The sequence below is a fragment of the Stenotrophomonas sp. 109824_Sma genome (assembly GCF_056480025.1).
The window spans coordinates 4772879-4794681 of sequence record NZ_CM151078.1 but is presented as its reverse complement, the minus strand read 5'-3'; the positions used below and the strand labels follow the sequence as shown (position 1 = coordinate 4794681).

Genomic DNA, 21803 nt, shown 5'->3' with positions numbered 1-21803 from the left:
CAGCAATAATCGTCCGGTGGCCGGGGCATGGACGCGACAAGGCGCCCAAACACAGGCCGGAAAGGGGGGAAATGGATGGCTCAGACTACCACCGAGCGCCCGCCTTCGGAATGCTTGTCCCCTACTTATTCACAAAAACATCCACAGCTATTGCACAGCCCAGTGAATTCGCGTAGCTGCCAGGGGTTGACGCGGGGTAGGGTACCTCTCTAGAATTTCCGGTTCTTTCCGTCCCATTCATACGAGAGGCCCCCAATGGCCACGAAGCGCACCTACCAGCCCAGCAACCTCAAGCGTAAGCGCGACCACGGCTTCCGTGCCCGTATGAAGACCGCTGACGGCCGCAAGATCCTGTCGCGTCGCCGCGCCAAGGGCCGCAAAGTCCTGAGCGCCTGATTGCCATGCCGCACCTCGCGGCAGACGCAATCCCTTCGACAGTGAATACTGCAGACCCGCGCAAGCGATTCCCTCGCTCTGCGCGGGTTCGCACGCGTGCCGAATATTCAACGGTCTTCAACGGCGCCCGCCGTGTGTCCGATCCGCTGATGACCCTGCACTGGCTGCCGGCTGACCGGCCGGCCAGGCTGGGTCTGGCGGTTTCCCGCAAGGTTGATCCGAACGCCGTTGGGCGTAACCGGATCAAGCGTGTCCTGCGCGACATCCTGCGTCAGACACGTACCGAAATCCAGCCAGGCGACTTCGTCGTCGTGGCTCGTAGTGCTGCGCGTTCCGCCAGCAACGACGAGATCCGCCAGGCCTTCCTGCGCCTGCTGCGTCGCCTGCGTGCATTGCCCGCGCCGGGCGTGGACGGCACAATGCCGCCGCCTGATGGCATCGCAACTCCTTCTTTGACCGAGCCGGCATCGCGTCCCGGCCCCGCCGAGCCTGTCCGCTGATGAACCAGACCCGCGTATTCCTCATTTTTGCCTGGCTGATGGTGGCCGTGCTGCTGTGGATGGAGTGGAGCCGTGAAAAGGCTGCTCCGCCCCCGGCACCGACGACCACGTCGGCCCCGGCTGCTGCACAGAGTGTTCCGGGCGCGACCCCGGGCAGCATCCCCAGCGCGCAGGTCCCGGGTGCCCCGGGCCAGGCCGCTGTGCAGGCCCAGGCCAGTGCCACCCCGGCCAGCCAGCGCGTGACCGTCACCACCGACGTGCTGCGCCTGGTACTGGACGGCGGCCGCGTGCTCGATGCCGAGCTGCTGCAGTTCCCGCAGACCAAGGACGAAGGCAGCCCGCCGGTACGCCTGCTGACCGAAGACCCCGCGCATCCGTACAGCGCGATCAGTGGCTGGGCCAGCGAAGACAAGAACACCCCGGTTCCCGGCGCTGACGGCTTCAAGCTGGTCGGTGACACCCGCGACTTCGTGCTGGCCAAGGGCCAGAACGAACTGCAGATCCCGTTCGTGTGGACCGCCGACAACGGCGTGACCATCAAGCGCACCCTGACCGTCTCGCGCAACGAGTACGCCGTGCGCTTCAAGGACGAAGTCAGCAATGCCGGTGCCGCACCGTGGAACGGCTACGTCTACCGCACCCTGGACCGCACCCCGACCATCCTGTCGCGGAGCATGACCAACCCGGATTCGTTCAGCTTCAACGGCGCCACCTGGTACGACAACGACAAGAAGTACCAGCGTCGTGCGTTCAAGGACTACCTGGACGACGGCACGCTGAACCAGAACATCACCGGCGGCTGGCTGGCGATGCTGCAGCACCACTTCTTCACCGCCTGGATCCCGCAGAAGGACCAGACCGCGCACTACGTGCTGTCGCAGGTAGCCGGTCGTGACCTGATCGAAGCGCGTGGCCCGGCCTTCACCGTGGCCCCGGGCCAGTCCACCAGCACCGAGGCCCGCCTGTGGGTCGGCCCGAAGCTGGTGAACCTGATTGCCAAGGAAGACGTGCCGGGCCTGGACCGCGTGGTCGACTACAGCCGCTTCTCGATGATGGCGGTGATTGGCCAGGGCCTGTTCTGGGTGCTGAACCAGGTGCACAAGCTGGTGGGCAACTGGGGCTGGGCGATCGTCGGCCTGGTGGTGCTGCTGAAGCTGGTGCTGTACCCGCTGTCGGCGACCCAGTACAAGAGCGGTGCCAAGATGCGCCGCTTCCAGCCGCGCATCGCGCAGCTGAAGGAACGCTATGGCGACGACCGCCAGAAGTTCCAGACCGCGATGATGGAGCTGTACAAGAAGGAAAAGATCAATCCGATGGGCGGCTGCCTGCCGATCCTCATCCAGATGCCGATCTTCTTCGCTCTGTACTGGGTGCTGGTGGAATCGGTCGAACTGCGCCAGGCGCCCTGGTTCGGCTGGATCCAGGACCTGACCGCACGCGACCCGTACTTCATCCTGCCGGTGATCAACGTGGCGGTGATGTGGTTCACCCAGAAGCTGACCCCGGCACCGGGCATGGACCCGATGCAGCAGAAGATGATGCAGTTCATGCCGCTGGTGTTCGGCGTCATGATGGCCTTCATGCCGTCCGGCCTGGTGCTGTACTGGGTGGTCAACGGCGGCCTGGGCCTGCTGCAGCAGTGGTGGATGACCAAGCGCCATGGCGGCGAGCCGGTCCCGGCCACCACCGCGCCGGCCCCGGTCAAGAAGAAGTAATCGGTAGAGCCGGCCGCTGGCCGGCTGGCCCCCGCAGAAGCCCGCCGCAAGGCGGGCTTTTCGCATGCGGCGTTAGAATCGCCGGCACACTGTTCCTGCATCCATCGAGTCCGCCATGCCGCGTGCGTCGTCGTTCCGCCTGTTCCTGCCCTCGTTGTTGTTGACCCTGGTCGTTGCCGGCTGTGGCGACAAGGACGCGAAGGCACCGACGACCACCGTCACCCAGCCGAGCGCGCAGGCCGCGGCGGCCGCCGATCCGGCCGCTGCACCGCTGCTGGCGGCGCTGCAGAAGCAGCTCGACGGCTACCGCCGGATCATCGTGCTGCTGGCCGACGAGGAACAGCAGTCGGCCGCCGACCGCGGCACCTCCACGCGCGTCGGCCAGCAGCTGTTCCACGATGGCCTGGAACAGCGCACGGCGATCGCCGCGCAGTTCGACACCCTGCTGCGCGGTTCCAGTCCGCAGCGCTTCGCCACCCTCGGCACCGTGCTGGACTACATCGAATCTGCGCCGGAACTGTTCGATGCCGATCGCCTGGCCTTCCGCGAAGTGCTGCGTGATCTGCATGAGCGGGTCGGCACTGATTCGTCGCTGCCGGCGGTGAAACTGCACCAGCGCATCGGTGAGGACCTGGAGGCGCTCGATGAGATCGAGCGCAACTACAACCAGGAACTGACCCGCATCTTCAGCCGCTTCGAGCGCACCCGCGCCATCGAACTGAAGCGCGAGAAGTGGGACGACTACATCGCCCACCTGCACAAGGACTACAGCCGCGAAGCGATCCTGCGCGACTATGGCGTGATCGAGCCGTACCCGATGTCGATGAAGGACAGCGACCGCGAGATCTTCGGCCGCGACCTGCCGGCCAAGACCGTGGTGCTGACCTTCGACGATGGCCCGCACAAGGCCTATACCGATGAAGTGGTGGCCATCCTCAAGCGCTACGACGTGCCGGGCGTGTTCTTCGAGGTGGGCCGCAACCTGGGCAAGGTCGAGGCCGACGGAAAGGTCAGCCTCGGCCCGATGGCGAAGATCAGCCGCAACCTGATGGAAGAGGGCTATGCGGTCGGCAACCACAGCCTGACCCACGCCCAGCTGTCGCGCACCACCGGTGACGCGCTGCGCCAGCAGGTGCTCGACACCGACACGCTGCTGAAGGATGTCGACAGCAAGCGCGCGCCCCTGTTCCGCTTCCCGTACGGCGCGCGCAATGCCGAGGGCCTGCAACTGCTCAACGAGGCCGGGCTGAAGTCGATCATGTGGAACATCGACTCGATGGACTGGGCCGACCCGGTGCCGGAGTCGATCGTGCAACGCGTACTCGACCAGGTGAACAAGGAACAGCGCGGCATCATCCTGTTCCACGACATCCACGATCGTGCGGTGAAGGCGCTGCCGCAGATCCTCGACCGGCTGATCGCCGATGGTTACCAGTTCGCCGGCTGGAACGGCCGCGACTTCACCGTTGCCCGTGCGCGCAAGGGTGATGCCGGTGCCGCCACGGTCACCACCGGCTACGAGAAGTCCTGGGCGATCGTGGTCGGCATCGACAACTATGCCAAGTGGCCGAAGCTGGAATACGCCAGCCATGACGCACAGGCGGTGGCCGATACCCTGACCGGGCAGTTCGGCTTCCCGTCCTCGCAGGTGATCGTGCTGAAGAACGAGCAGGCGACCCGCAACAACATCCTGGCCGCCTTCCACGACCGCCTGGCCGACGACCGCACCGGCAAGAACGACCGCGTGTTCGTGTTCTTCGCCGGCCATGGCGCGACCCGCCAGCTCGCCTCCGGGCGCGACCTCGGCTACATCATTCCGGTCGATTCGGACCCGAAGGAATTCGCTACCGACGCCATCGCGATGACCGACATCCAGAACATCGCCGAGAGCATGCAGGCCAAGCATGTGATGTTCGTGATGGATGCCTGCTACAGCGGCCTGGGCCTGACCCGTGGTGGCCCCTCGTCGTCGTCGTTCCTGCGCGAGAACGCGCGTCGCAGCGCGCGGCAGATGCTGACCGCCGGTGGTGCCGACCAGCAGGTGGCCGATGCCGGCCCCAACGGCCACTCGGTATTCACCTGGGTGCTGCTGCAGGCGCTGGCCGGCAAGGGCGACCTCAACGGCGACGGCCTGATCACCGGTACCGAGCTGGCCGCCTACGTGGCACCGGCAGTTTCGGCGGTCTCGCACCAGACCCCGGCCTTCGGCAGCCTGCCCGGCTCGCAGGGCGGTGAGTTCGTGTTCCAGGTGCCGGACAGCCAGGAATTCCTCAACGCCGATACGCGCCAGCTGACCGCCGATGCGATCGCGCTGAACAACAAGGTGGATGCGGCCAGCGAGGCCAAGGGCAGCCAGGCGCCGGTGACCGTGGCCGACCTGCAGGGTGGCAAGGCCAAGCTGGTGGTGCCCACCGCCGGCCCGGCGTCCGACCGCCAGCGCGCGCAGCAGGCCAACGACCGCGGCCTGCAGCTGTACCGCGAGAAGCAGTACGACGAAGCGGCCGCGCAGTTCACCGAAGCGCTGAAGCTGCGCCCCGATTTCGCCCAGGCGGCGAACAACCTCGGCTTCGTCTACTACCGTCAGCAGCGCTACGCCGAAGCGGCGCGCTGGCTGGAGAACACGCTGAAGATCGATCCGTCGCGCGCGGTCGCCCATCTGAACCTGGGCGATGCCTACTTCAACGCAGGCGACAAGGCCAAGGCCAAGCAGGCCTATACCACCTACCTGGCGCTGCAGCCGCAGGGCAGCGGTGCCGCACAGGCGCGCGCGCAGCTGGAGAAGCTTTGAGAGATGGACGATACCTTTCGCACTGACACCATCGTAGCCATCGCCAGCGCACCCGGTGCCGGCGGCGTCGGCCTGCTGCGCCTGTCCGGCCCGCGCGCTGCGGCCATCGCCAACGCGCTGGGTGCGCCCGCGCTGCGCCCGCGTCATGCGCACTACGCACGCCTGCGCGATGCCGACGATGAGGTGATCGACGATGGCATCGTGCTGTGGTTCCCGGCGCCGAACAGCTTCACCGGCGAAGAGGTGGTGGAACTGCAGGGTCACGGCAGCCCGGTGCTGCTGCAGCAGCTGGTCGCGCGCTGCATCGCGCTCGGTGCGCGCCAGGCGCGGCCTGGTGAGTTCAGCGAACGGGCGTTCCTCAACGGCAAGCTGGACCTGGCCCAGGCCGAGGCCATCGCCGACCTGATCGCCGCGGGCGACAACCGTGCCGCGCGCGCTGCACGCCGTTCGCTGGATGGTGTGTTCTCGCGCCGCATCGACGCCGTGGTCGAGCAGCTGGTGCTGCTGCGCATCCATGTGGAAGCGGCCATCGACTTTGCCGACGAACCACTGGATACGCTCGGGGGGGCACAGGTGCGGCGTGGGCTGGAGCAGGCACGCGGCGATCTTGTCCTGCTGCGGCGGGACGCCGAGCGCGGCCGCCGCCTGCGCGATGGCCTGCATGCGGTGCTGATCGGCCCGCCGAATGCCGGCAAGAGTTCATTGCTCAATGCGCTGGCCGGCAGCGAGCGCGCCATCGTCACCGACATCGCCGGCACCACCCGCGACACGCTGCGCGAGACCATCCGTCTGGATGGCCTGGAGCTGACCCTGGTCGACACCGCTGGCCTGCGCGATGGCGGAGACGCCATCGAACGCGAAGGCATGCGCCGCGCGCACGTGGAAATCGAGCGCACCGACCTGGCGCTGATCGTGCTGGATGCGCGCGATCCGGCGGCCGGTGAAGTGGCGCTGGGCGAAGCCGTGGCGGCGGTGCCGCACAAGGTCTACATCCACAACAAGTCGGACCTGCTGGATGTGCTGCCGGCGCTGGACGATCCGGACCGCGTGTTCGTCTCGGCCGCCACCGGCGCCGGGCTCGATGATCTGCATGCGCGCCTGCGCAGCATCGCTTCGGCCGGGGCGGGGGAGCAGGTGGATGGTGAGTTCTCTGCGCGCACGCGCCATGTGGATGCGATCGAACGCGCGCAGGAACACGCGCAACGCGCCGATGCCGAACTGGCCCACGAACACCTGGAGCTGGCCGCGGAGGAACTGCGGCTGGCGCATGACGCGCTGGGTGAGATCACCGGGCAGATGAGTGCCGATGACCTGCTGGGACGGATCTTTTCCAGCTTCTGCATCGGGAAGTAAGGCCGCGTTCCTGTAGCGCCGAGCCCGCGCTCGGCTGAGAGGCGCCGGGGTCAGATCCCCGAAGGGGCTCTGACCCCTGTTTCAACCCGGGCCGCGACGCCTCCTTGATATCATCCCGCCATGAACCCGATCACCGACAGTGACGTGCGATCAGCGCTGCTGAGCAAGGTCATCGCAGAGCATGTCGCCAATCCGAACACGCTTGTCGTGGAGGAAATGGGGCTTGCTCGCGGCGCCTGCCGGGTCGATGTCTGTGTCATCAATGGCCACCTGCACGGCTACGAGATCAAGAGTGATGTCGACACGTTGCGCAGACTGCCATTGCAGCAGCAGTTCTATTCCGACGTGCTCGACAAGGCGACGATCGTGGTGGGCCAGCGCCATCTGGATCATGCGCTGGAGACACTGCCTGCATGGTGGGGGGTCAGGCTGGCCTCACGTGGTGCGCGCAATGCCGTCAGGATGGAACTGCTGCGGCCTGCCAGGCTCAACCCCTCGGTAAGCGCCACCGCCGTGGCGGCACTGCTGTGGCGCGATGAGCTGAAAGCCTTGATCAGCAGTAGGACCGCTGAAAAATCAGCGCTGCGCGGAAACCGTGCAGCGCTGTGCGAGCGCCTGGGTGAGCTTTACAGTCTTGCGGAAATCCGTGCGCTGGTCAGGGAACAGATGAAGCGCCGGCCAGATTGGCGAGGTCGCGAACAACCTTAGTCAGGTGATGGTTGGTGGCCACGGTCGGCCAGGTGGAACTTCCGCCGGTACTGCTGACATTGTTGGCACAGTCCTCGATGTACTCATCCCCCCAGCTGTAGCCGCGTCCCATGAACACCACCGGTGGTTCAGAGACCAGGTGGTTGCACAGATCGCGGTACTGGTCGCGACCATTGCGCTTGATCTGGGTGCCGACCACGATCCGCCATTGGTCATCGGTCGTGTACTTGATCTTGGCATTGGGGTCGAACAGGCGTGGATCCATCAGCTCGGTCTGTGGGGAAGCGCAGCCGTAGTCGCCAAACCACGGCATCCGATCTGGACGACTACCGGCAAGTCGGGTGTACGCGCGCCATTCCCGGCGGTTCACATCGCCATGCGGGCGATAGTTTGACGAGGGGCTCAGGCTGGCAGGGAAACTGCCGCCCGCGATGGTGATTGATCGCCAGTCGACCAGATCCGGAACGGCTGCGATCCAGGCCTGCCACGTGGTTGACTGTAGCGTGGGCGAGTCGGCGACATCGGCCGAGCTGTCCAGGATCAGGTCCACCTGGCCTGGCGCAAGGCCCAGCAGTTTCAACAATGCCGGGATTCGGGTCAGACCCCTGCCTTCAAGATCATCCGGTACCAGCCGCAATCCGCAGCCGCGATCATCGCGGGCAATAATGCGGGCCACTGCCTGCTGGTAGTCGGCATGCCGGTCAATGCCGGTTACGGGAACAGCCTGGCAACCGGCTGTACGCGTGAGGTCGAAGACCCGCTCAAGATGGTGCTGCCCGTCCGCCATGGTGTCGTCGCCGGCAAGATAGGGCGAGTCGAACAGGCAGCGCCGTGCTTTCCAGTTCTTGGCCAGGCGATTGCCGACGTTCTTCAGATGCTCGTCGAGTGACTTCGCAGGCGCTTCGTTCTCGAAGTCCCACTGCTCGATGGGAATCTCGAACAGGGGATGGATCCAGTCCTTGACGCCTTCGCTGGCACGGCCCACTGCAAGATACTCGCCCTGTCGCCATTTCAGGATCGGCATGTACATCGGCTTTTCCATGATCTGCCTCCGACAACGTCACTGTTGGTCACCCGAGGCTAGTTGCGCACCACTTCGCGCATCAATCGGAATAGTTGAAGAATGACGGCGCCGGGGTCGGAGCCCCTGCGGGGATCCGACCCCAGGTCCCCCACCTGTCACATTGCCGCCTCATACTGACGCCCATCACATACCGCTTGGGGAAGTCGCAGTGAAGTCGTGGGGTTGTGCGTTGCTGTTGTCGCTGGCCGTGGCACCATCGGTGGCCATGAGTGCTGAATCCTCCACCCCGGCCGCACCCAAGGTGTCGGTCTACGGCCATCGCGGGGCAAGCGCACTGCTGCCCGAGCACACCCTGGCCTCGTATGCGCAGGCCATCGCCGATGGCGCCGACTACATCGAACCGGACCTGGTCATGACCAAGGACGGGGTGATGGTGGCCCGCCACGAGAACGAGATCGGTGGCACCACCGACGTCGCCTCGCATCCGGAGTTCGCCAGCCGCCGCACCAGCAAGGTGATCGACGGGCAGAAGGTCGACGGCTGGTTCACCGAAGACTTCACCCTGGCCGAGCTGAAGACCCTGTACGCACGTGAGCGCCTGCCGGAACTGCGCAGCACCGCCTACGACGGCCAGTTCCGCATCGCCAGCCTGGACGAGATCCTGGCCTTCCTGGTGCAGCAGGCCGGGCGCGCCAACCGCGGCATCGGCCTGGTGCCGGAGATCAAGCACCCGACCTACTTCCAGTCCATCGGCCTGCCGATGGAGGACAAGCTGCTGGCCGCGCTGCGTGGCAACGCGTATACGAACGTCGGTCCGGTCACCATCCAGTCGTTCGAGACCGCCAACCTGCGCTACCTGCACGGCAAGATCGGCCGGGGCAGCAACATCCGCCTGCTGCAGCTGCTGTGGAAGGGCGATACCCAGCCGGCCGACATCGCCAAGGCCGGCGGCACTCTGACCTACGCACAGATGATGACCCCGGCCGGCCTGAAGGACATCGCCGGCTACGCCGATGGCATCGGCCCCGAGCTGCGCTCGATCATTCCGCTGGATGCCAAGGGCGCGCTGGGCACGCCGACATCGCTGGTACGTGATGCACACGCGGCCGGACTGATGGTGATTCCGTACACCTTCCGCCCGGAGAACCACTTCCAGCCCAGCAACCTGCGCAAGGGTGCCGACACTGCGCGCAACGCGGAAGGCTCGATCGCCGAGATGCGCGCCTACCTTGCGACCGGCATCGATGCCTTCTTCACCGATGATCCTGCGCTCGGCCGGCAGGCGGTGGACGGGATGGGCACGGCGGCGAATGCGGCGAACTGACGGACTCTGGTAGATGCCAACCTTGGTTGGCACACGGCAGGAGTGCCGACCAAGGTCGGCCACTACCGGTTCATGAGGTTGCCGGCCAGCGGCCGGCACTACCATCGCTCAGCCGCGCGGCTCGTCCGGGCGGCGGAACGGGATCACCACGTAGTCCTGGCCCTCGCGCGGCTGCCACAGCACCGGCACGCGCTGCGGTGACGGCGGCTCCAGCTCGTCATCGGCCAGCGGCTCGGCCTCGTCTTCTTCGTCTTCCCAGCTGTAGCGCTGGCGCGGCGGCAGCGGATCGGCGTTGCGGAACAGCAGCGCGGCGATGATGCCGGCGAAGGCCCCGCCCATGTGCGACTGCCAGGACACGCCGTCGGCGTGCGGCAGGATGGTCATCAGCATGCCGCCGTAGAACAGCATGCCGATCAGGCCGGTGGCGATCGCCGCACGGTCGCGGCGCAGCAGGCCCAGGCTGGCCAGCAGGAACATCAGGCCATGGGTCACGCCACTGGCGCCCAGATGCACGCTGCCCGGATTGCCCAGCATCCACGCACCGAGGCCCGAACCCAGCCACAGCAGGGGCAGGGCGCGCACGGTGGCTTTCGGATACACGCTGCCGGCGAGGGTGCCAAGGATCAGGATGGCGATGCTGTTGGCGGCGATATGCTCGACCGAGGCATGCAGCATCGGGCCGCCGATCAGGCCGAGCAGGCCCTTGGCTTCCAGCGGTGCGACCGCCCACGGTCGCCAGTCGAACGTGCCCTGCAGGGCGAACACGGCCACCAGCACCAGCACGGCGGCCAGGCTGACATTGAACGCCCGCAGGATGCGCGAGCGGTCATTGCGGAGGGCCGGCACGTCGCCGGCGGGCAGGGGCGCGTTGTTGTCCATACCTCAGCAATGGCGGTGGCTGGCGCGAAACCAAGGCCACCGCGGCGGGAGAGTGGGGGGCGGCCGGCGGGACAATCCCACCGGCCGCGCCGTTCAGCCGGTCAGGTTCAGGCCTGGCCTTCGCCTTCCTTCGGCGGGTACTTCAGGCTCAGCACCACGGTGGCGGCGATGATCACGGCGACCACGCCCAGCGAGACCGGGGTCGGGATCTTGAACAGGTCGATGATCATCATCTTGATGCCGATGAAGCCCAGTACCAGCGCCAGGCCGTACGGCAGCAGGTGGAAGCGGTCGGCCATGCCGGCCAGCAGGAAGAACATCGCACGCAGGCCCAGCACCGCGAACACGTTGGAGGTGAGCACGATGAACGGGTCGGTGGTGATCGCGAAGATCGCCGGGATGCTGTCCACGGCAAAGATCACGTCGGTGACCGCGATCAGGATCAGCACCGCGAACAGCGGGGTGAACCAGCGCACGCCATCGCGTTTCACGCTCAGTGCGTTGCCGGCGTAGTCCGGCAGCAGGCGCAGGTGCTTGCGCATCCAGCGCAGGGCCGGGTTGGTCTCCAGGTCCGGCTCCTGGCCGGCGGCGAACCACATCTTCCAGCCGGTGAACAGCAGGAAGGCACCGAACACGTAGAGCAGCCAATGGAACTGGCTGATCAGCACGCTTCCGGCGAAGATCATGATCGTACGCAGCACGATCGCGCCCAGGATGCCGATGATCAGCACCTTCTGGCGTTGCTCCTCCGGCACCGCGAAGTAGCTCATGATCATCAGGAAGACAAAGATGTTGTCGACCGCCAGCGCCTTCTCGACCAGGTAGCCGGTCAGGAACTCGAGGCCGACCTTGTTGGCCACGACCTGGCCGGCGGTCTCATTCAGGTAGTACCAGAGGCCCGCATTGAACAGCAGGGCCAGCGCGACCCAGCCGATGGACCACCACAGGGCCTCCTTGAAGGTGACCTTGTGCGGTCCACCATGGCGCATCAACACGAGGTCGACCAGCAGGGCGATGACCACCACCGCTGCGAAGCCGCCCCACAACCACACGTTACCGATCGTCTGCATTGGGAATGTCCGTTGGAAAGATGAATGCCAGGCCGGACGGCGAGGATCTGCAACGGAGGATCGGGAGGGGATCCAGGGACAGAGCTTCGCCAGTACGGCGAAGGTCTCGCTCGCAGTTCCAGTCGGCTGGAACTGCCGTTGCACCGGAGCCTGCGGGCTCGAAATGACGGCGACAACGTCTGGGAGCTACTCCCCTTCTGGCGCCGATTCTGCGGCTTGGCCGGGCTGCCGTCAAATACCGGGTGACCGGGGTCCCCGCTCTGGTGGACGCCAACCTTGGTTGGCATGCCGGCCGGGGCCAGAGCCCCTGCGGGGATCTGACCCCGGCGCCCGGTTTACAATAGGTGGATGAATACCCCCCTTCCGATTGTCCGCCTCAAGAACGCGTGGCGCTCCAGCCACCCGTGGATCTTCCAGAAACTGGTCGAGAAGCCGACCGTCCGGCCCAAGCCCGGTTCCATCGTCGACGTGGTCGGCATTGATGGCGAGTTCATTGGCCGCGGGTTCTACAACGGGCATTCGCGCATTGCCGTGCGCATCCTCGAGACCGACCAGAACGTGCCGGTGGATGCCGGCTGGTTCTCGCGCAAGATCGCCCAGGCGGTGTCGCTGCGCCGTGAGGTGCTCAAGCTCGATGCGGTGTCCGACGCCTGGCGCGTGGTGCACAGCGAAGGCGATGGCCTGTCCGGCCTGGTGGTCGACCGCTACGGCGACCTGGTGGTGGTCGAGTTCTTCGCCGCCGGCATGTTCCGCCACCGTGAGTGGATCTACGACGCCCTGCGCGAGCAGTTCCCGGGCTGCCGCTTCCACAGTTTCGCCGACGAGCACGTGCAGAAGCAGGAAAGCTTCGATTTCCACGGCAACACCACCACCGAAGCGTCGGTGATCACCGAGTACGGCATCAAGTTCCGCGCCGACCCGGCCGGTGCGCACAAGACCGGCTTCTTCGCCGACCAGCGCGAGAACCGCGAATGGCTGAGCCAGCAGGTCGAAGGCAAGAGCGTGCTGGATCTGTGCTGCAACACCGGCGGTTTTGCGGTGTATGCGGCGGCGCGCGGCGCCTCGGACGTGGTCGGCATCGACATCGATGAAGACGTCATCCAGATCGCCAAGGGCAATTCGCGCCTGAACAACGTGCGCCCGAAGTTCGTCCAGTCCGATATCTTCCCGTGGCTGCGCGATGCGGCCAATCGTGGCGAGCAGTACGACGTGGTGATCCTGGACCCGGCGAAGATGACCCGTGACCGCGACCAGGTGATCACTGCGCTGAAGAAGTACCTGGACATGAACAAGCTGGCGCTGGGCGTGGTGAAGCCGGGCGGCCTGTTCGCCACGTTCTCCTGCACCGGCCTGGTGGCCGAGGACCAGTTCCTCGACATGCTGCGTCGTGCGGCGTACTTCTCCGGCCGCACGATCCAGATCCTGAAGGTAGCCGGCGCCGGCCCGGACCATCCGTTCATGGCCCACGTGCAGGAATCGCGTTACCTGAAGGCCGTGTTCTGCCGCGTGGTCGACTGACGGTCGGCTTCTGCGTTCGCCGGGCATGAATCATGTCCACTGCCCGGCGGTCAGCTTTCCGCGCATTGCGATGCGTTCGTGAAAGTGGCGCCCCATTGATGAGGGGCGCGGCTCGGCTCTACAAAAGCGCTGGCCGCAGCGCTATGGTCGGGCTCTTCCCATTCGCGGTGAGAGCCCATGCCTTCGTTGCGCCACCTGTCCGTTGTGCTTGCCCTGGCGCTGTGCGCGCCGCTGTCCGTCCACGCCGTTGAGTTCAGCGCGCAGGAGCTGGCCCGTGCCAAGGCGCTGCAACAGCGCCTGGTCACCCTCGACAGCCATCTGGATACGCCGGCTAACTTTGGTCGCAGCGGCTTCGACATCGAGCAGCGCCACGACCGCAACGCGCTTTCGCAGGTCGACTACCCGCGCATGGTCGAAGGCGCGCTGGACGGTGGCTTCTGGGCGATCTACACCGATCAGGGCGACCGTACCGCTGCCGCCCATCTGGCCGAGCGTGACCATGGCCTGCAGCGGCTGATGGAAATCCGCGAGATGCTGGCGGCCAATCCCGAGCGCTTCGCGCTGGCGCTGACCGCCGATGACGCGGCGCGGATCAAGGCCGCCGGCAAGCGCGTGGTCTACATCAGCATGGAAAACGCCAGCCCGCTGGTGGAAGACCCGAGCCTGCTTTCGTTCTACCACCGCGCCGGCCTGCGCCTGCTCAGCACCGTGCACTTCGCCAACAACGAGTTCGCCGATTCGGCCACCGACCCCAAGGGCGCGGAGTGGAAGGGCCTGAGCCCGGCGGGCAAGGACCTGGTGCGGCAAGCGGTGAAGCTGGGCATCGTGATCGACCAGTCGCATGCCTCGGACGCGGTGTTCGACGACCTGCTGGCGATGATGCCGGTGCCGTTCGTGCTGTCGCACAGCTCGGCCAAGGCCGTGTATGACCACCCGCGCAATCTGGATGACGCGCGCCTGCGCAAGCTGGCCAAGGCCGGTGGCGTGATCCAGGTGAACGCGTATGGCGGCTACCTGATCGACACCGCGAAGACGCCCGAGCGCAAGCAGGCCGAAGAAGCGCTGAGCAAGCAGTTGGGCGGCTGGGAAGGGATGGGCATCGAGCAGGGCGTGGCCCTGTTGAAAGCCGAACAGGCACTGGACCATGAGCACCCGGTGCGGCATGCCAGCCTGGACGACTTCTTCGCCCACTTCGAGCACATCCTCAAGGTGGTCGGCCCCGAGCACGTGGGGATCGGCCTGGACTGGGATGGTGGCGGCGGCCTGAGTGACCTGCCCGATGTCAGCCAGCTGCCGAAGATCACCGCCTGGCTGCTGCGCAAGGGCTATACCGAGAAGCAGATTGCCGGCATCTGGGGCGGCAACCTGCTGCGGGTGATGCGCCAGGCGCAGGATTACGCGGCAAAACAGGGCGGGTGAAACGCCCTGCGGTAGTGCCGGCCGCTGGCCGGCATTGCCCGTATCAACAGGATCCGAGTTGCCGGCCAGCGGCCGGCACTACCGGTGAACCGGTTATTTCGCGATCAGCGCGTGGCGGCGGCTGTACAGGAAGTACAGCACCAGGCCGACCACGTTCCACAGCAGGAAGTACAGCTGCGTGCTGTGCGGCAGGCTGAGGAACAGGTAGATGCAGCCCAGCGCGGCCAGCGGGCCAACCACGAAAGCAGCCGGTGTACGGAAGCTGCGCTCGCGGTTCGGTTCGCGCAGGCGCAGCACCACCAGGCAGACGCCCACTGCAGTGAACGCGGCCAGGGTACCGGCGTTGGCCAGTGCCGCGATCTCGTCCAGGCGTGCCACGCCGGCCAGCGCCGACACCACGACCGCAGTGAACAGCGTGGTCGCCACCGGCGTGCCGGTACGCGCGTTGACCTTGGACAGGCCACGCGGCAGCAGGCCATCGCGGCTCATCACGAAGAAGATGCGGCTCTGGCCGTACAGGAAGGCCAGCAGCACGGTCGGCAGCGCGATGATCGCGATCACGCCGATCACCATTGCCGCGGTCGGGTGACCCAGCTGGCGCATGATCAGCGCCAGCGGCTCGGCGCTGTGGCCGAACACTGCATAGCTCATCGCACCAACGGCCGCGAGCGCGACCAGCACGTAGACGATGGTGCAGCCGATCATCGAGCCGATGATGCCGATCGACAGGTCGCGGCCCGGGTTCTTGGTTTCTTCGGCGGCGGTGGAGATCGCATCGAAGCCGTAGAAGGCGAAGAAGATGATCGCTGCCGCCGCCATTACGCCGTGTTCGACGCCATCAGGGCCCATCGACTTGGCAAAGCCATAGGGCATGAACGGCTGCAGGTTGGCGCTGTCGAAGGCGGGCAGGGCCACGGCCACGAAGATGGCCAGCGCGATCAGCTTGAACACCACCAGGATGGCATTGAGGGTGGCGCTTTCCTTGGTGCCGGCCATCAGCATGCCGGCCACCAGCCAGGTGATGACGATCGCCGGCAGGTTGATCATGCCGCCTTCCACGTGCGGGCCGGCTGCGAGCCAGGCTGGCAGGTGCACGTTCCAGCCGAACTGGGTGTGGACCCATTCGAGGAAGCCGACGAAGTAGCCGGACCAGCCCACCGCCACCGTACTCACCACCAGTGAGTACTCCAGGATCAGGCTCCAGCCCACCACCCAGGCGAACACCTCGCCCAGCGCGCTGTAGCTGTAGGTGTAGGCACTGCCGGCGGCCGGCATCATCGTCGACAGCTCGGCGTAGGACAGCGCCGCACAGGCGCAGACCGCACCGGCGATGGCGAAGGAGATCAGCACCGCCGGGCCGGCCAGGTTGGCACCGACGCCGATCAGCGTGTAGATGCCGGTGCCGACGATGGCACCGATGCCCAGCGCGATCAGGTGCGGCCAGCTGAGCGTCGGGATCAGGCGCCTGCCGGCTTCGTGGACGGTGACGGAATCTAGGGACTTGCGCCGGAACAGGGACATGCAGGCCTCGGAAGGGGTGACTAAGAACGACAAGTTCCCGAGTGTGACCGAACGCAGCGCAGCATTACCACTGACGGGGGTCATACCCGACACGCCGCGCGCTGCACCGCGAGCAGGCTGCCGGAATCGGCATAAAAGGCGGCCGGGCTGCGGTACCGCGCCCGGGTCAGGGGGTGCCGGGCCAGTGGCAGCCGTCTTCCTGCCAGGCCTCGACGTCATCGTGGAAGGTGGTGCGACGCCCGTCGCGGGTACGCTCGTAGCTCAGGTCCAGCACCAGCGCGCCCTGCGTGCTCAGCAGGTAGCGGCCGTTGAGGCGCCCGTTGATGCGCTCTTCCCAGACGCTGTCGAACTGGTACGGGCGGTCTTCGGCCAGCACGGTGGTCTCCATCGAAACCCGGCGCAGCAGCAGGCGTTCGTGGTGCCCGGCGTAACGCACGTCGGCCTGGCCATCCTCCAGCCAGCGCCATTCCAGGTGGATGCTGTCGTTGCGACCGCCGCTCAGGCAACGATGGTCCTGCGCGGTGCCGGCAGACGCAGTGCCGGCCAGCAGCAGCAAGGGCAGGGTGCAGCGAGCCAACCGGACCATCCGCGCGCATCCATTCGAGAAGGGAGGGCCAGCATAGCCCGCCCTCCCTGCCACGGCCTCAGCCTCCGCGTGGCCGCAGGCGTGTACCGCCGCTCATCAGCATGCGCGGCAACGGCATCTGCAGGAAATCGTGCGGGAAGGCCGGCGCCACCATGCTGATCGCATCGAGGCGGGCCAGCGCCTCGGCGGGAAGCGCCAGCTCCAGTGCGGCCAGGTTGTGCTCGAACTGCGCCAGGGTGCGGGCGCCGATGATCGGCAGCGCGCCTGCGCCAGGTCGCTGCAGCAGCCAGGCCAGCGCGACCTGGGCCGCCGAACATGAGAGATCGGCCGCGATCTTTGCAACTTCCCCGGCGATCTGCAGCGAACGCGGTGTCAACGCGCCATTGATCAGGGCCACACTGCGGCGCGATCCGCCCGGCGTGGCCTGCAGCGACTCGGTGCTGGCCAGGTCAGCCGCGCTGTACTTGCCGGTCAGCACGCCGCTGCCCAGGGGGGACCACGCCACCACGCCCAGACCCAGGGCCTCGGCCATCGGCAGCAGTTCGTGTTCGACGCTGCGCTGGATCAGGCTGTACTCGATCTGCAGCGCTACCAATGGTGACCAGCCACGCAGATCGGCCAGGGTCTGCATGCGCGCGATCTGCCAGGCCGGCGTATCGGAGATGCCGGCGTAGAGCACCTTGCCGCTGCGGACCAGGTCGTCGAAGCCCCGCATCACCTCGTCCACGCCGGTCGTGTCGTCCCAGGCATGCAGGTACAGCAGATCCAGATAGTCGGTACCCAGCCGGCGCAGGCTGTCCTCCACCGAGCGCAGCATGCTCTTGCGATGGTTGCCGGCGTTATTGGGGTCACCGGGCACGGTAGCGAGGGTGTATTTGCTGGCGATCACCAGCCGGTCGCGCTGGCCCCGGGCAAACCGGCCGAGCAGGGTCTCGGCACTGCCATTGGTGTAGTTGTTCGCGGTATCGATGAAGTTGCCCCCGCGTTCGACGTAGCTGTCGAAGATGCGGCGGGCCTCGGCTTCGTCCGCACCCCAGCCCCAATCGGCGCCGAAGGTCATCGTGCCCAGCGCCATCGGGCTGATTCGCAGGCCGGAGCGGCCGAGCAGGCGGTAGTGGTCCAGCGACATGACAGGTTCCATCACAGGAAGGCGGGCATCCCGCCGGGAGGCACAGCATCTGCCGCCCGATCCTGTGGATAAACTGGATGGAACCGGACTCACCATGAAGGTTGGCTTCACAATGAATCCCTCCGCACCGTTGTCGGCGGTGGTCGCCTTCGTCCACGTCGCCGACAATGCCAGCTTCACCCGCGCCGCCGATGCGCTGGGCATCTCCACCTCGGCGCTGTCACAGAGCGTGCGCGCGCTGGAAGCGCGGATGGGGGTGCGCCTGCTGCAACGAACCACGCGCCGGGTTGGCCTGACAGAACACGGTGCGCGCTTCCTCGAGCGTGTACGCGGCGGGCTGGAGCAGATCGAGTCGGCGTTCGCAGATCTCGACAGCGCGCGCGCGGTTCCGGCCGGCAAGCTGCGCATCACCCTGCCGAGGATCGTCGCTGAGCGCCGGGTGCTGCCGGCACTGCCCTCGTTCCTGGCGCGCTACCCGCAGGTGGATGTGGAGCTGTGCGTGGAGCCGGCGTTGACCGATCTGGTGGCCGAAGGCTTCGATGCCGGCATCCGCCTCGGCGAATCACTGGCGCGCGGCATGATCGCGGTACCGATCGGGCCGCCGGAACGGCAGGTGGTGGTGGCCACGCCCAGCTACTTCGCGCAGCACGGCATTCCGGCCAGCCCGCACGATCTGCAGGGCCATGCATGCATCGTCCACCGTCGTGCCAACGGCCGCTTGATGCCCTGGGAGTTCAGTCGCGATGGCCACGACATGGAAGTGGAGGTTGATGGGCGGCTGGTGTTCAACGATGCCGAACTGGCCTATGCCGCCGTGCTGGGCGGGCTCGGCATGGCGCAGGGGTTCGCGTCACTGGTGGCCGATGATCTGGCGAGAGGGCGCCTGCAGGCGGTGCTGCAGGACTGGCAACCGCCGTTCCCAGGCTTCCACCTGTATTACCCCGCCCGCGAGCATATGGCGCCGAAGCTGCGGGTGTTCATTGATCACCTGCGCGCGGAACTGCACGGCGGGTAGAGACCCGCCTCATGAACGCCGACGGCGCCAGCGCCGACCAGGGTCGGCGACTACCGGATCCCGCGCTCTGGTAGATGCCAACCTTGGTTGGCAGATGTAGCGCCGAGCCTGCTCGTCTGCGGTATCAGCCGTTCAGCCCCAACCGGATGCCGAACCCCACCAGGAACAGGCCGGCCACCCGGCGCAGCGCATCGCTGACCCGCGGATGCTGGATCAACCGGCGGCGGGCCAGGTTGCCCACGCCGATCAGCATCGAGCAGTAGGCGATGCTGACCACCAGGATGATGCCGGCCAGCGCGGCGAATGTGGCGATGCCCTGGTGTGCCTTGGGATCGATGAACAATGGCAGGAAGGCCATGTAGAACAGGATCGCCTTCGGGTTGAGCAGGCTGACCAGGATCGCCTGCTGGAAGTAGCGGCCCGGCTGCATGCGGATCGGGCCAGCGTCACCGCCCTCGTGCTTGGGCGTTCGCAGCAGGCTGATGCCGACCCATACCAGGTAGGCCGCACCGAGGTACTGCACTGCGTGGAACACCAGCGGGTTGGCCTTGAGCAGCGCCGCCACGCCGGCCAACGCCAGCCACATCAGGATCTGGTCGCCGACCAGCAGGCCGGCCAGCGCGGTATAGCCGCCGCGCACGCCACCACGGCCGGTGGCGGTGAGCAGGGTGAAGGTGCCGGGGCCGGGCAGGGCGAGGAACACCAGCACGGCGACCAGAAACGTCCACAGGTCCTGGATGCCCATCCACGGCATGGCGGCGTTCTCTTGTTACGGGGGGCCGCCATTGTCGGCCAGTGCCGCCGTTGGCGACAGTGGGCGGGTCAGGCCATCGGGCATGCCAGACAGCAGCGGTTGCAGGTGCTGGCGCAGCTGCGCATGCAGTTGCCGTACCGCAGGCGAAAACTGCTTGCGGTGCGGGCATACCAGCTGCAGCGGGATGCTGCTGCCAACCCCGTCGAGCAGCAGCTGCAGGCGCCCGGCCCGCACGTCTTCGCGCAGGTCCAGCCAGGACTTGTAGGTGATGCCTTCGCCGGCCACCGCCCAGCGCCGCACCACGTCGGCGTCGTCGCAGACCAGCGGGCCGCGCACCGGAATCACCGTGCGGCGTGCGTCGACCTCGAAGGACCAGCGATCGTAGGCGCGGCCATTGAGTTGATAGACCAAGCAGTCGTGCTCGCGCAGATCCTCCAGGCGCGTGGGCGTGCCACGCCGCTGCAGATAGCCGGGCGAGGCGGCCAGCACGCGCCGGTTGCCTTCCAGCAGCGGAAGGGCGACGTAGTTGGCGTCGTCGAAGTGACCGATGCGGATGGCCACGTCGACCGGGTCGCGGAACACGTCGGCGACCTCGTCGGACAGGCGCAGGTGCAGGCGCAGCCGCGGGTGCGCGGAGCGGAACGCGCTCAACCACGGCAGCAGCAGGTTGCGGCCGAAGTCCGACGGCGCCGACAGCTGCAGGGTGCCGTGCAGTTCGGCGTCTTCGCCCTGCACGCGGGCCTGGCCCTCGCGCAGGGTCGCCAGTACCTCCTGTGCATAGGGCAGGTACAGCGCGCCTTCGCCGGTCAGGCGCAGGCTGCGGGTGGTGCGCACGAACAGGCGCAGGTCCAGCTCGCGCTCCAGCCGTGCCACCGCCGCGGCGACCTGGCCGGGCAGCAGATCGGCTTCGCGGGCCGCCTGGGAGAAGCTGCCCAGCGCGGCGGTGCGGACGAACAGCTGCAGGTCGTCGAAGCGGATCATCTTCATTGCCCGAGTGAAAGTGCTGCCCGATTCTGCGCCTTTCTGCGGGAGCGCGCGCGGCGCAACCTGTCGCCTCCTTCCCCACTGGACCGCTGCCATGCGCGCCATTGCCTATACCCAAGCCGGCCTGCCGATCGATGATGCCCAGGCCCTGATCGACATCGAACTGGAGCTGCCGCAGCCCGGCCCGCGCGACCTGCGCGTGGCGGTACGCGCGGTGGCGGTGAACCCGGTCGACACCAAGGTCCGCCGCGGCGTGGCAACTGATGGCCCGCGCGTGCTGGGCTGGGATGCGGTCGGCATCGTCGACGCGGTGGGCAGCGAGGTGACCCTGTTCCAGCCCGGCGACGCGGTCTACTACGCGGGCGTCATCGATCGCCCGGGCAGCAATGCCGAGTACCAGTTGGTGGACGAGCGCAGCGTCGGCCGCAAGCCGGCCAGCCTCGATGATGCGGCCGCCGCCGCACTGCCACTGACCGCGATCACGGCGTGGGAGCTGCTGTTCGACCGCCTGCGCATCCCGGAGGGCGGTGGCGAGGGCCAGACCCTGCTGGTAATCGGTGCTGCCGGTGGCGTTGGTTCGATCCTGGTGCAGCTGGCGCGGAAGCTGACGAAACTGACGGTGATCGGCACCGCCTCGCGTCCGGATACGCAGGACTGGGTCTATGCGATGGGCGCGCATCACGTGATCGACCACAGCCTGCCGCTGGCCGAGGGCCTGGCGCGGCTGGGCATCAGCGAGGTGCAGCACGTGGCCAGCCTGACCCACTCCGACCAGCACTACGCGCAGATCGTGGAACTGCTGGCGCCGCAGGGCCAGCTGGGGCTGATCGATGATCCCGGCCAGGTCGATGTGATGGCGCTCAAGCGCAAGGCGTTGTCCCTGCACTGGGAGTCGATGTTCACCCGGCCGCTGTACCGCACCGCCGACATGCAGCGCCAGCACGACCTGTTGAACCGGGTGGCCGAGCTGATCGATGCCGGTGTGCTGCAGACCACCCTGGGCGAGCACTTCGGCCGCATCGACGCGGCCAACCTGCGGCGCGCCCATGCGCTGCTTGAAAGCCACCGCGCCAAGGGCAAGATCGTGCTGGAAGGCTGGTAACACCGGTTGTTCCCGCGC

19 protein-coding genes are annotated in these 21803 nt (G+C 66.8%); 11 read left to right on the top strand and 8 right to left on the bottom strand.

The features are described from left to right. Nucleotides 1-255: 255 nt before the first annotated feature. The 6 genes from rpmH (at nt 256) to ACZK1G_RS22380 (ending at nt 7460) form a co-directional block, all read left to right on the top strand. Nucleotides 256-396 (top strand): 50S ribosomal protein L34, encoded by a 141-nt coding sequence (gene rpmH, locus ACZK1G_RS22405; protein WP_005411729.1) that lies wholly within the window; start codon nt 256-258, stop codon nt 394-396. Between the two features lie 5 nt (nt 397-401). After that, nucleotides 402-896 (top strand): ribonuclease P protein component, encoded by a 495-nt coding sequence (gene rnpA / locus ACZK1G_RS22400; RefSeq protein ID WP_074725861.1) that lies wholly within the window; start codon nt 402-404, stop codon nt 894-896. After that, nucleotides 896-2611, top strand: coding sequence for a membrane protein insertase YidC (gene yidC / locus ACZK1G_RS22395; protein WP_101766358.1), 1716 nt, complete (start codon nt 896-898; stop codon nt 2609-2611). Before rnpA ends, yidC begins: the two co-directional genes overlap by 1 nt. A gap of 115 nt (nt 2612-2726) precedes the next feature. Beyond that, nucleotides 2727-5399, top strand: coding sequence for a polysaccharide deacetylase family protein (locus ACZK1G_RS22390; RefSeq protein ID WP_049446820.1), 2673 nt, complete (start codon nt 2727-2729; stop codon nt 5397-5399). 3 nt (nt 5400-5402) lie between these two features. Then, entirely contained in the window at nt 5403-6752 is a 1350-nt protein-coding gene (gene mnmE, locus ACZK1G_RS22385; RefSeq protein WP_101766357.1) for a tRNA uridine-5-carboxymethylaminomethyl(34) synthesis GTPase MnmE, read from the top strand. A 120-nt stretch (nt 6753-6872) separates the two neighbouring features. After that, nucleotides 6873-7460 (top strand): sce7726 family protein, encoded by a 588-nt coding sequence (locus tag ACZK1G_RS22380; protein ID WP_101766356.1) that lies wholly within the window; start codon nt 6873-6875, stop codon nt 7458-7460. On the opposite strand, the gene ACZK1G_RS22375 is transcribed toward ACZK1G_RS22380, so the two are convergent. After that, on the bottom strand, nt 7408-8502 hold the full coding sequence (locus tag ACZK1G_RS22375; protein WP_233490816.1) for a beta family protein: 1095 nt from the start codon (nt 8500-8502) through the stop codon (nt 7408-7410). The two genes, ACZK1G_RS22380 and ACZK1G_RS22375, sit on opposite strands and share 53 nt — an antisense overlap. Before the next feature lie 190 nt (nt 8503-8692). On the opposite strand from ACZK1G_RS22375, the gene ACZK1G_RS22370 reads away from it, so the two are divergent. After that, nucleotides 8693-9808, top strand: a complete 1116-nt coding sequence (locus ACZK1G_RS22370; protein ID WP_101766354.1) for a glycerophosphodiester phosphodiesterase — start codon at nt 8693-8695, stop codon at nt 9806-9808. Nucleotides 9809-9916: 108 nt separating this feature from the next. Here the strand turns inward: ACZK1G_RS22370 and ACZK1G_RS22365 are convergent, their stop codons facing one another. Further along, complete coding sequence (locus ACZK1G_RS22365) at nt 9917-10687, bottom strand: rhomboid family intramembrane serine protease (RefSeq protein ID WP_101766353.1); 771 nt, start codon at nt 10685-10687, stop codon at nt 9917-9919. Between the two features lie 107 nt (nt 10688-10794). Then, entirely contained in the window at nt 10795-11757 is a 963-nt protein-coding gene (locus tag ACZK1G_RS22360) for a TerC family protein (RefSeq protein WP_010487446.1), read from the bottom strand. Between the two features lie 348 nt (nt 11758-12105). Between ACZK1G_RS22360 and ACZK1G_RS22355 the strand changes: the two genes are divergently transcribed. Both ACZK1G_RS22355 and ACZK1G_RS22350 read left to right on the top strand, forming a co-directional pair. After that, nucleotides 12106-13275, top strand: coding sequence for a class I SAM-dependent rRNA methyltransferase (locus tag ACZK1G_RS22355; protein WP_049436108.1), 1170 nt, complete (start codon nt 12106-12108; stop codon nt 13273-13275). A gap of 177 nt (nt 13276-13452) precedes the next feature. Continuing rightward, nucleotides 13453-14694 (top strand): dipeptidase, encoded by a 1242-nt coding sequence (locus ACZK1G_RS22350; RefSeq protein ID WP_049446826.1) that lies wholly within the window; start codon nt 13453-13455, stop codon nt 14692-14694. Between the two features lie 93 nt (nt 14695-14787). Here ACZK1G_RS22350 and ACZK1G_RS22345 read toward each other — a convergent pair whose 3' ends face one another. The 3 genes from ACZK1G_RS22345 to ACZK1G_RS22335 all read right to left on the bottom strand — a co-directional run bounded on the left by ACZK1G_RS22345 (nt 14788) and on the right by ACZK1G_RS22335 (nt 17942). Continuing rightward, a complete protein-coding gene (locus ACZK1G_RS22345; RefSeq protein WP_049446828.1) occupies nt 14788-16215 on the bottom strand; it encodes an amino acid permease in 1428 nt (475 codons plus the stop codon). 166 nt (nt 16216-16381) lie between these two features. Then, complete coding sequence (locus tag ACZK1G_RS22340; RefSeq protein WP_101766352.1) at nt 16382-16801, bottom strand: hypothetical protein; 420 nt, start codon at nt 16799-16801, stop codon at nt 16382-16384. Between the two features lie 58 nt (nt 16802-16859). Next, nucleotides 16860-17942, bottom strand: coding sequence for an aldo/keto reductase (locus ACZK1G_RS22335; RefSeq protein ID WP_197621986.1), 1083 nt, complete (start codon nt 17940-17942; stop codon nt 16860-16862). A gap of 100 nt (nt 17943-18042) precedes the next feature. On the opposite strand from ACZK1G_RS22335, the gene ACZK1G_RS22330 reads away from it, so the two are divergent. After that, nucleotides 18043-18945, top strand: coding sequence for a LysR family transcriptional regulator (locus ACZK1G_RS22330; RefSeq protein ID WP_101766350.1), 903 nt, complete (start codon nt 18043-18045; stop codon nt 18943-18945). A 124-nt stretch (nt 18946-19069) separates the two neighbouring features. On the opposite strand, the gene leuE is transcribed toward ACZK1G_RS22330, so the two are convergent. Together leuE and ACZK1G_RS22320 are read right to left on the bottom strand one after the other, a co-directional pair. Then, nucleotides 19070-19699 (bottom strand): leucine efflux protein LeuE, encoded by a 630-nt coding sequence (gene leuE, locus ACZK1G_RS22325; protein ID WP_101766349.1) that lies wholly within the window; start codon nt 19697-19699, stop codon nt 19070-19072. Nucleotides 19700-19714: 15 nt separating this feature from the next. Continuing rightward, the gene (locus tag ACZK1G_RS22320; RefSeq protein ID WP_101766348.1) at nt 19715-20686 is read right to left on the bottom strand and encodes a LysR family transcriptional regulator; all 972 of its coding nucleotides are present in this window, start codon (nt 20684-20686) and stop codon (nt 19715-19717) included. Between the two features lie 91 nt (nt 20687-20777). On the opposite strand from ACZK1G_RS22320, the gene ACZK1G_RS22315 reads away from it, so the two are divergent. Then, the gene (locus ACZK1G_RS22315) at nt 20778-21785 is read left to right on the top strand and encodes a zinc-binding alcohol dehydrogenase family protein (protein WP_101766347.1); all 1008 of its coding nucleotides are present in this window, start codon (nt 20778-20780) and stop codon (nt 21783-21785) included. The last annotated feature ends 18 nt before the right edge of the window (nt 21786-21803 follow it).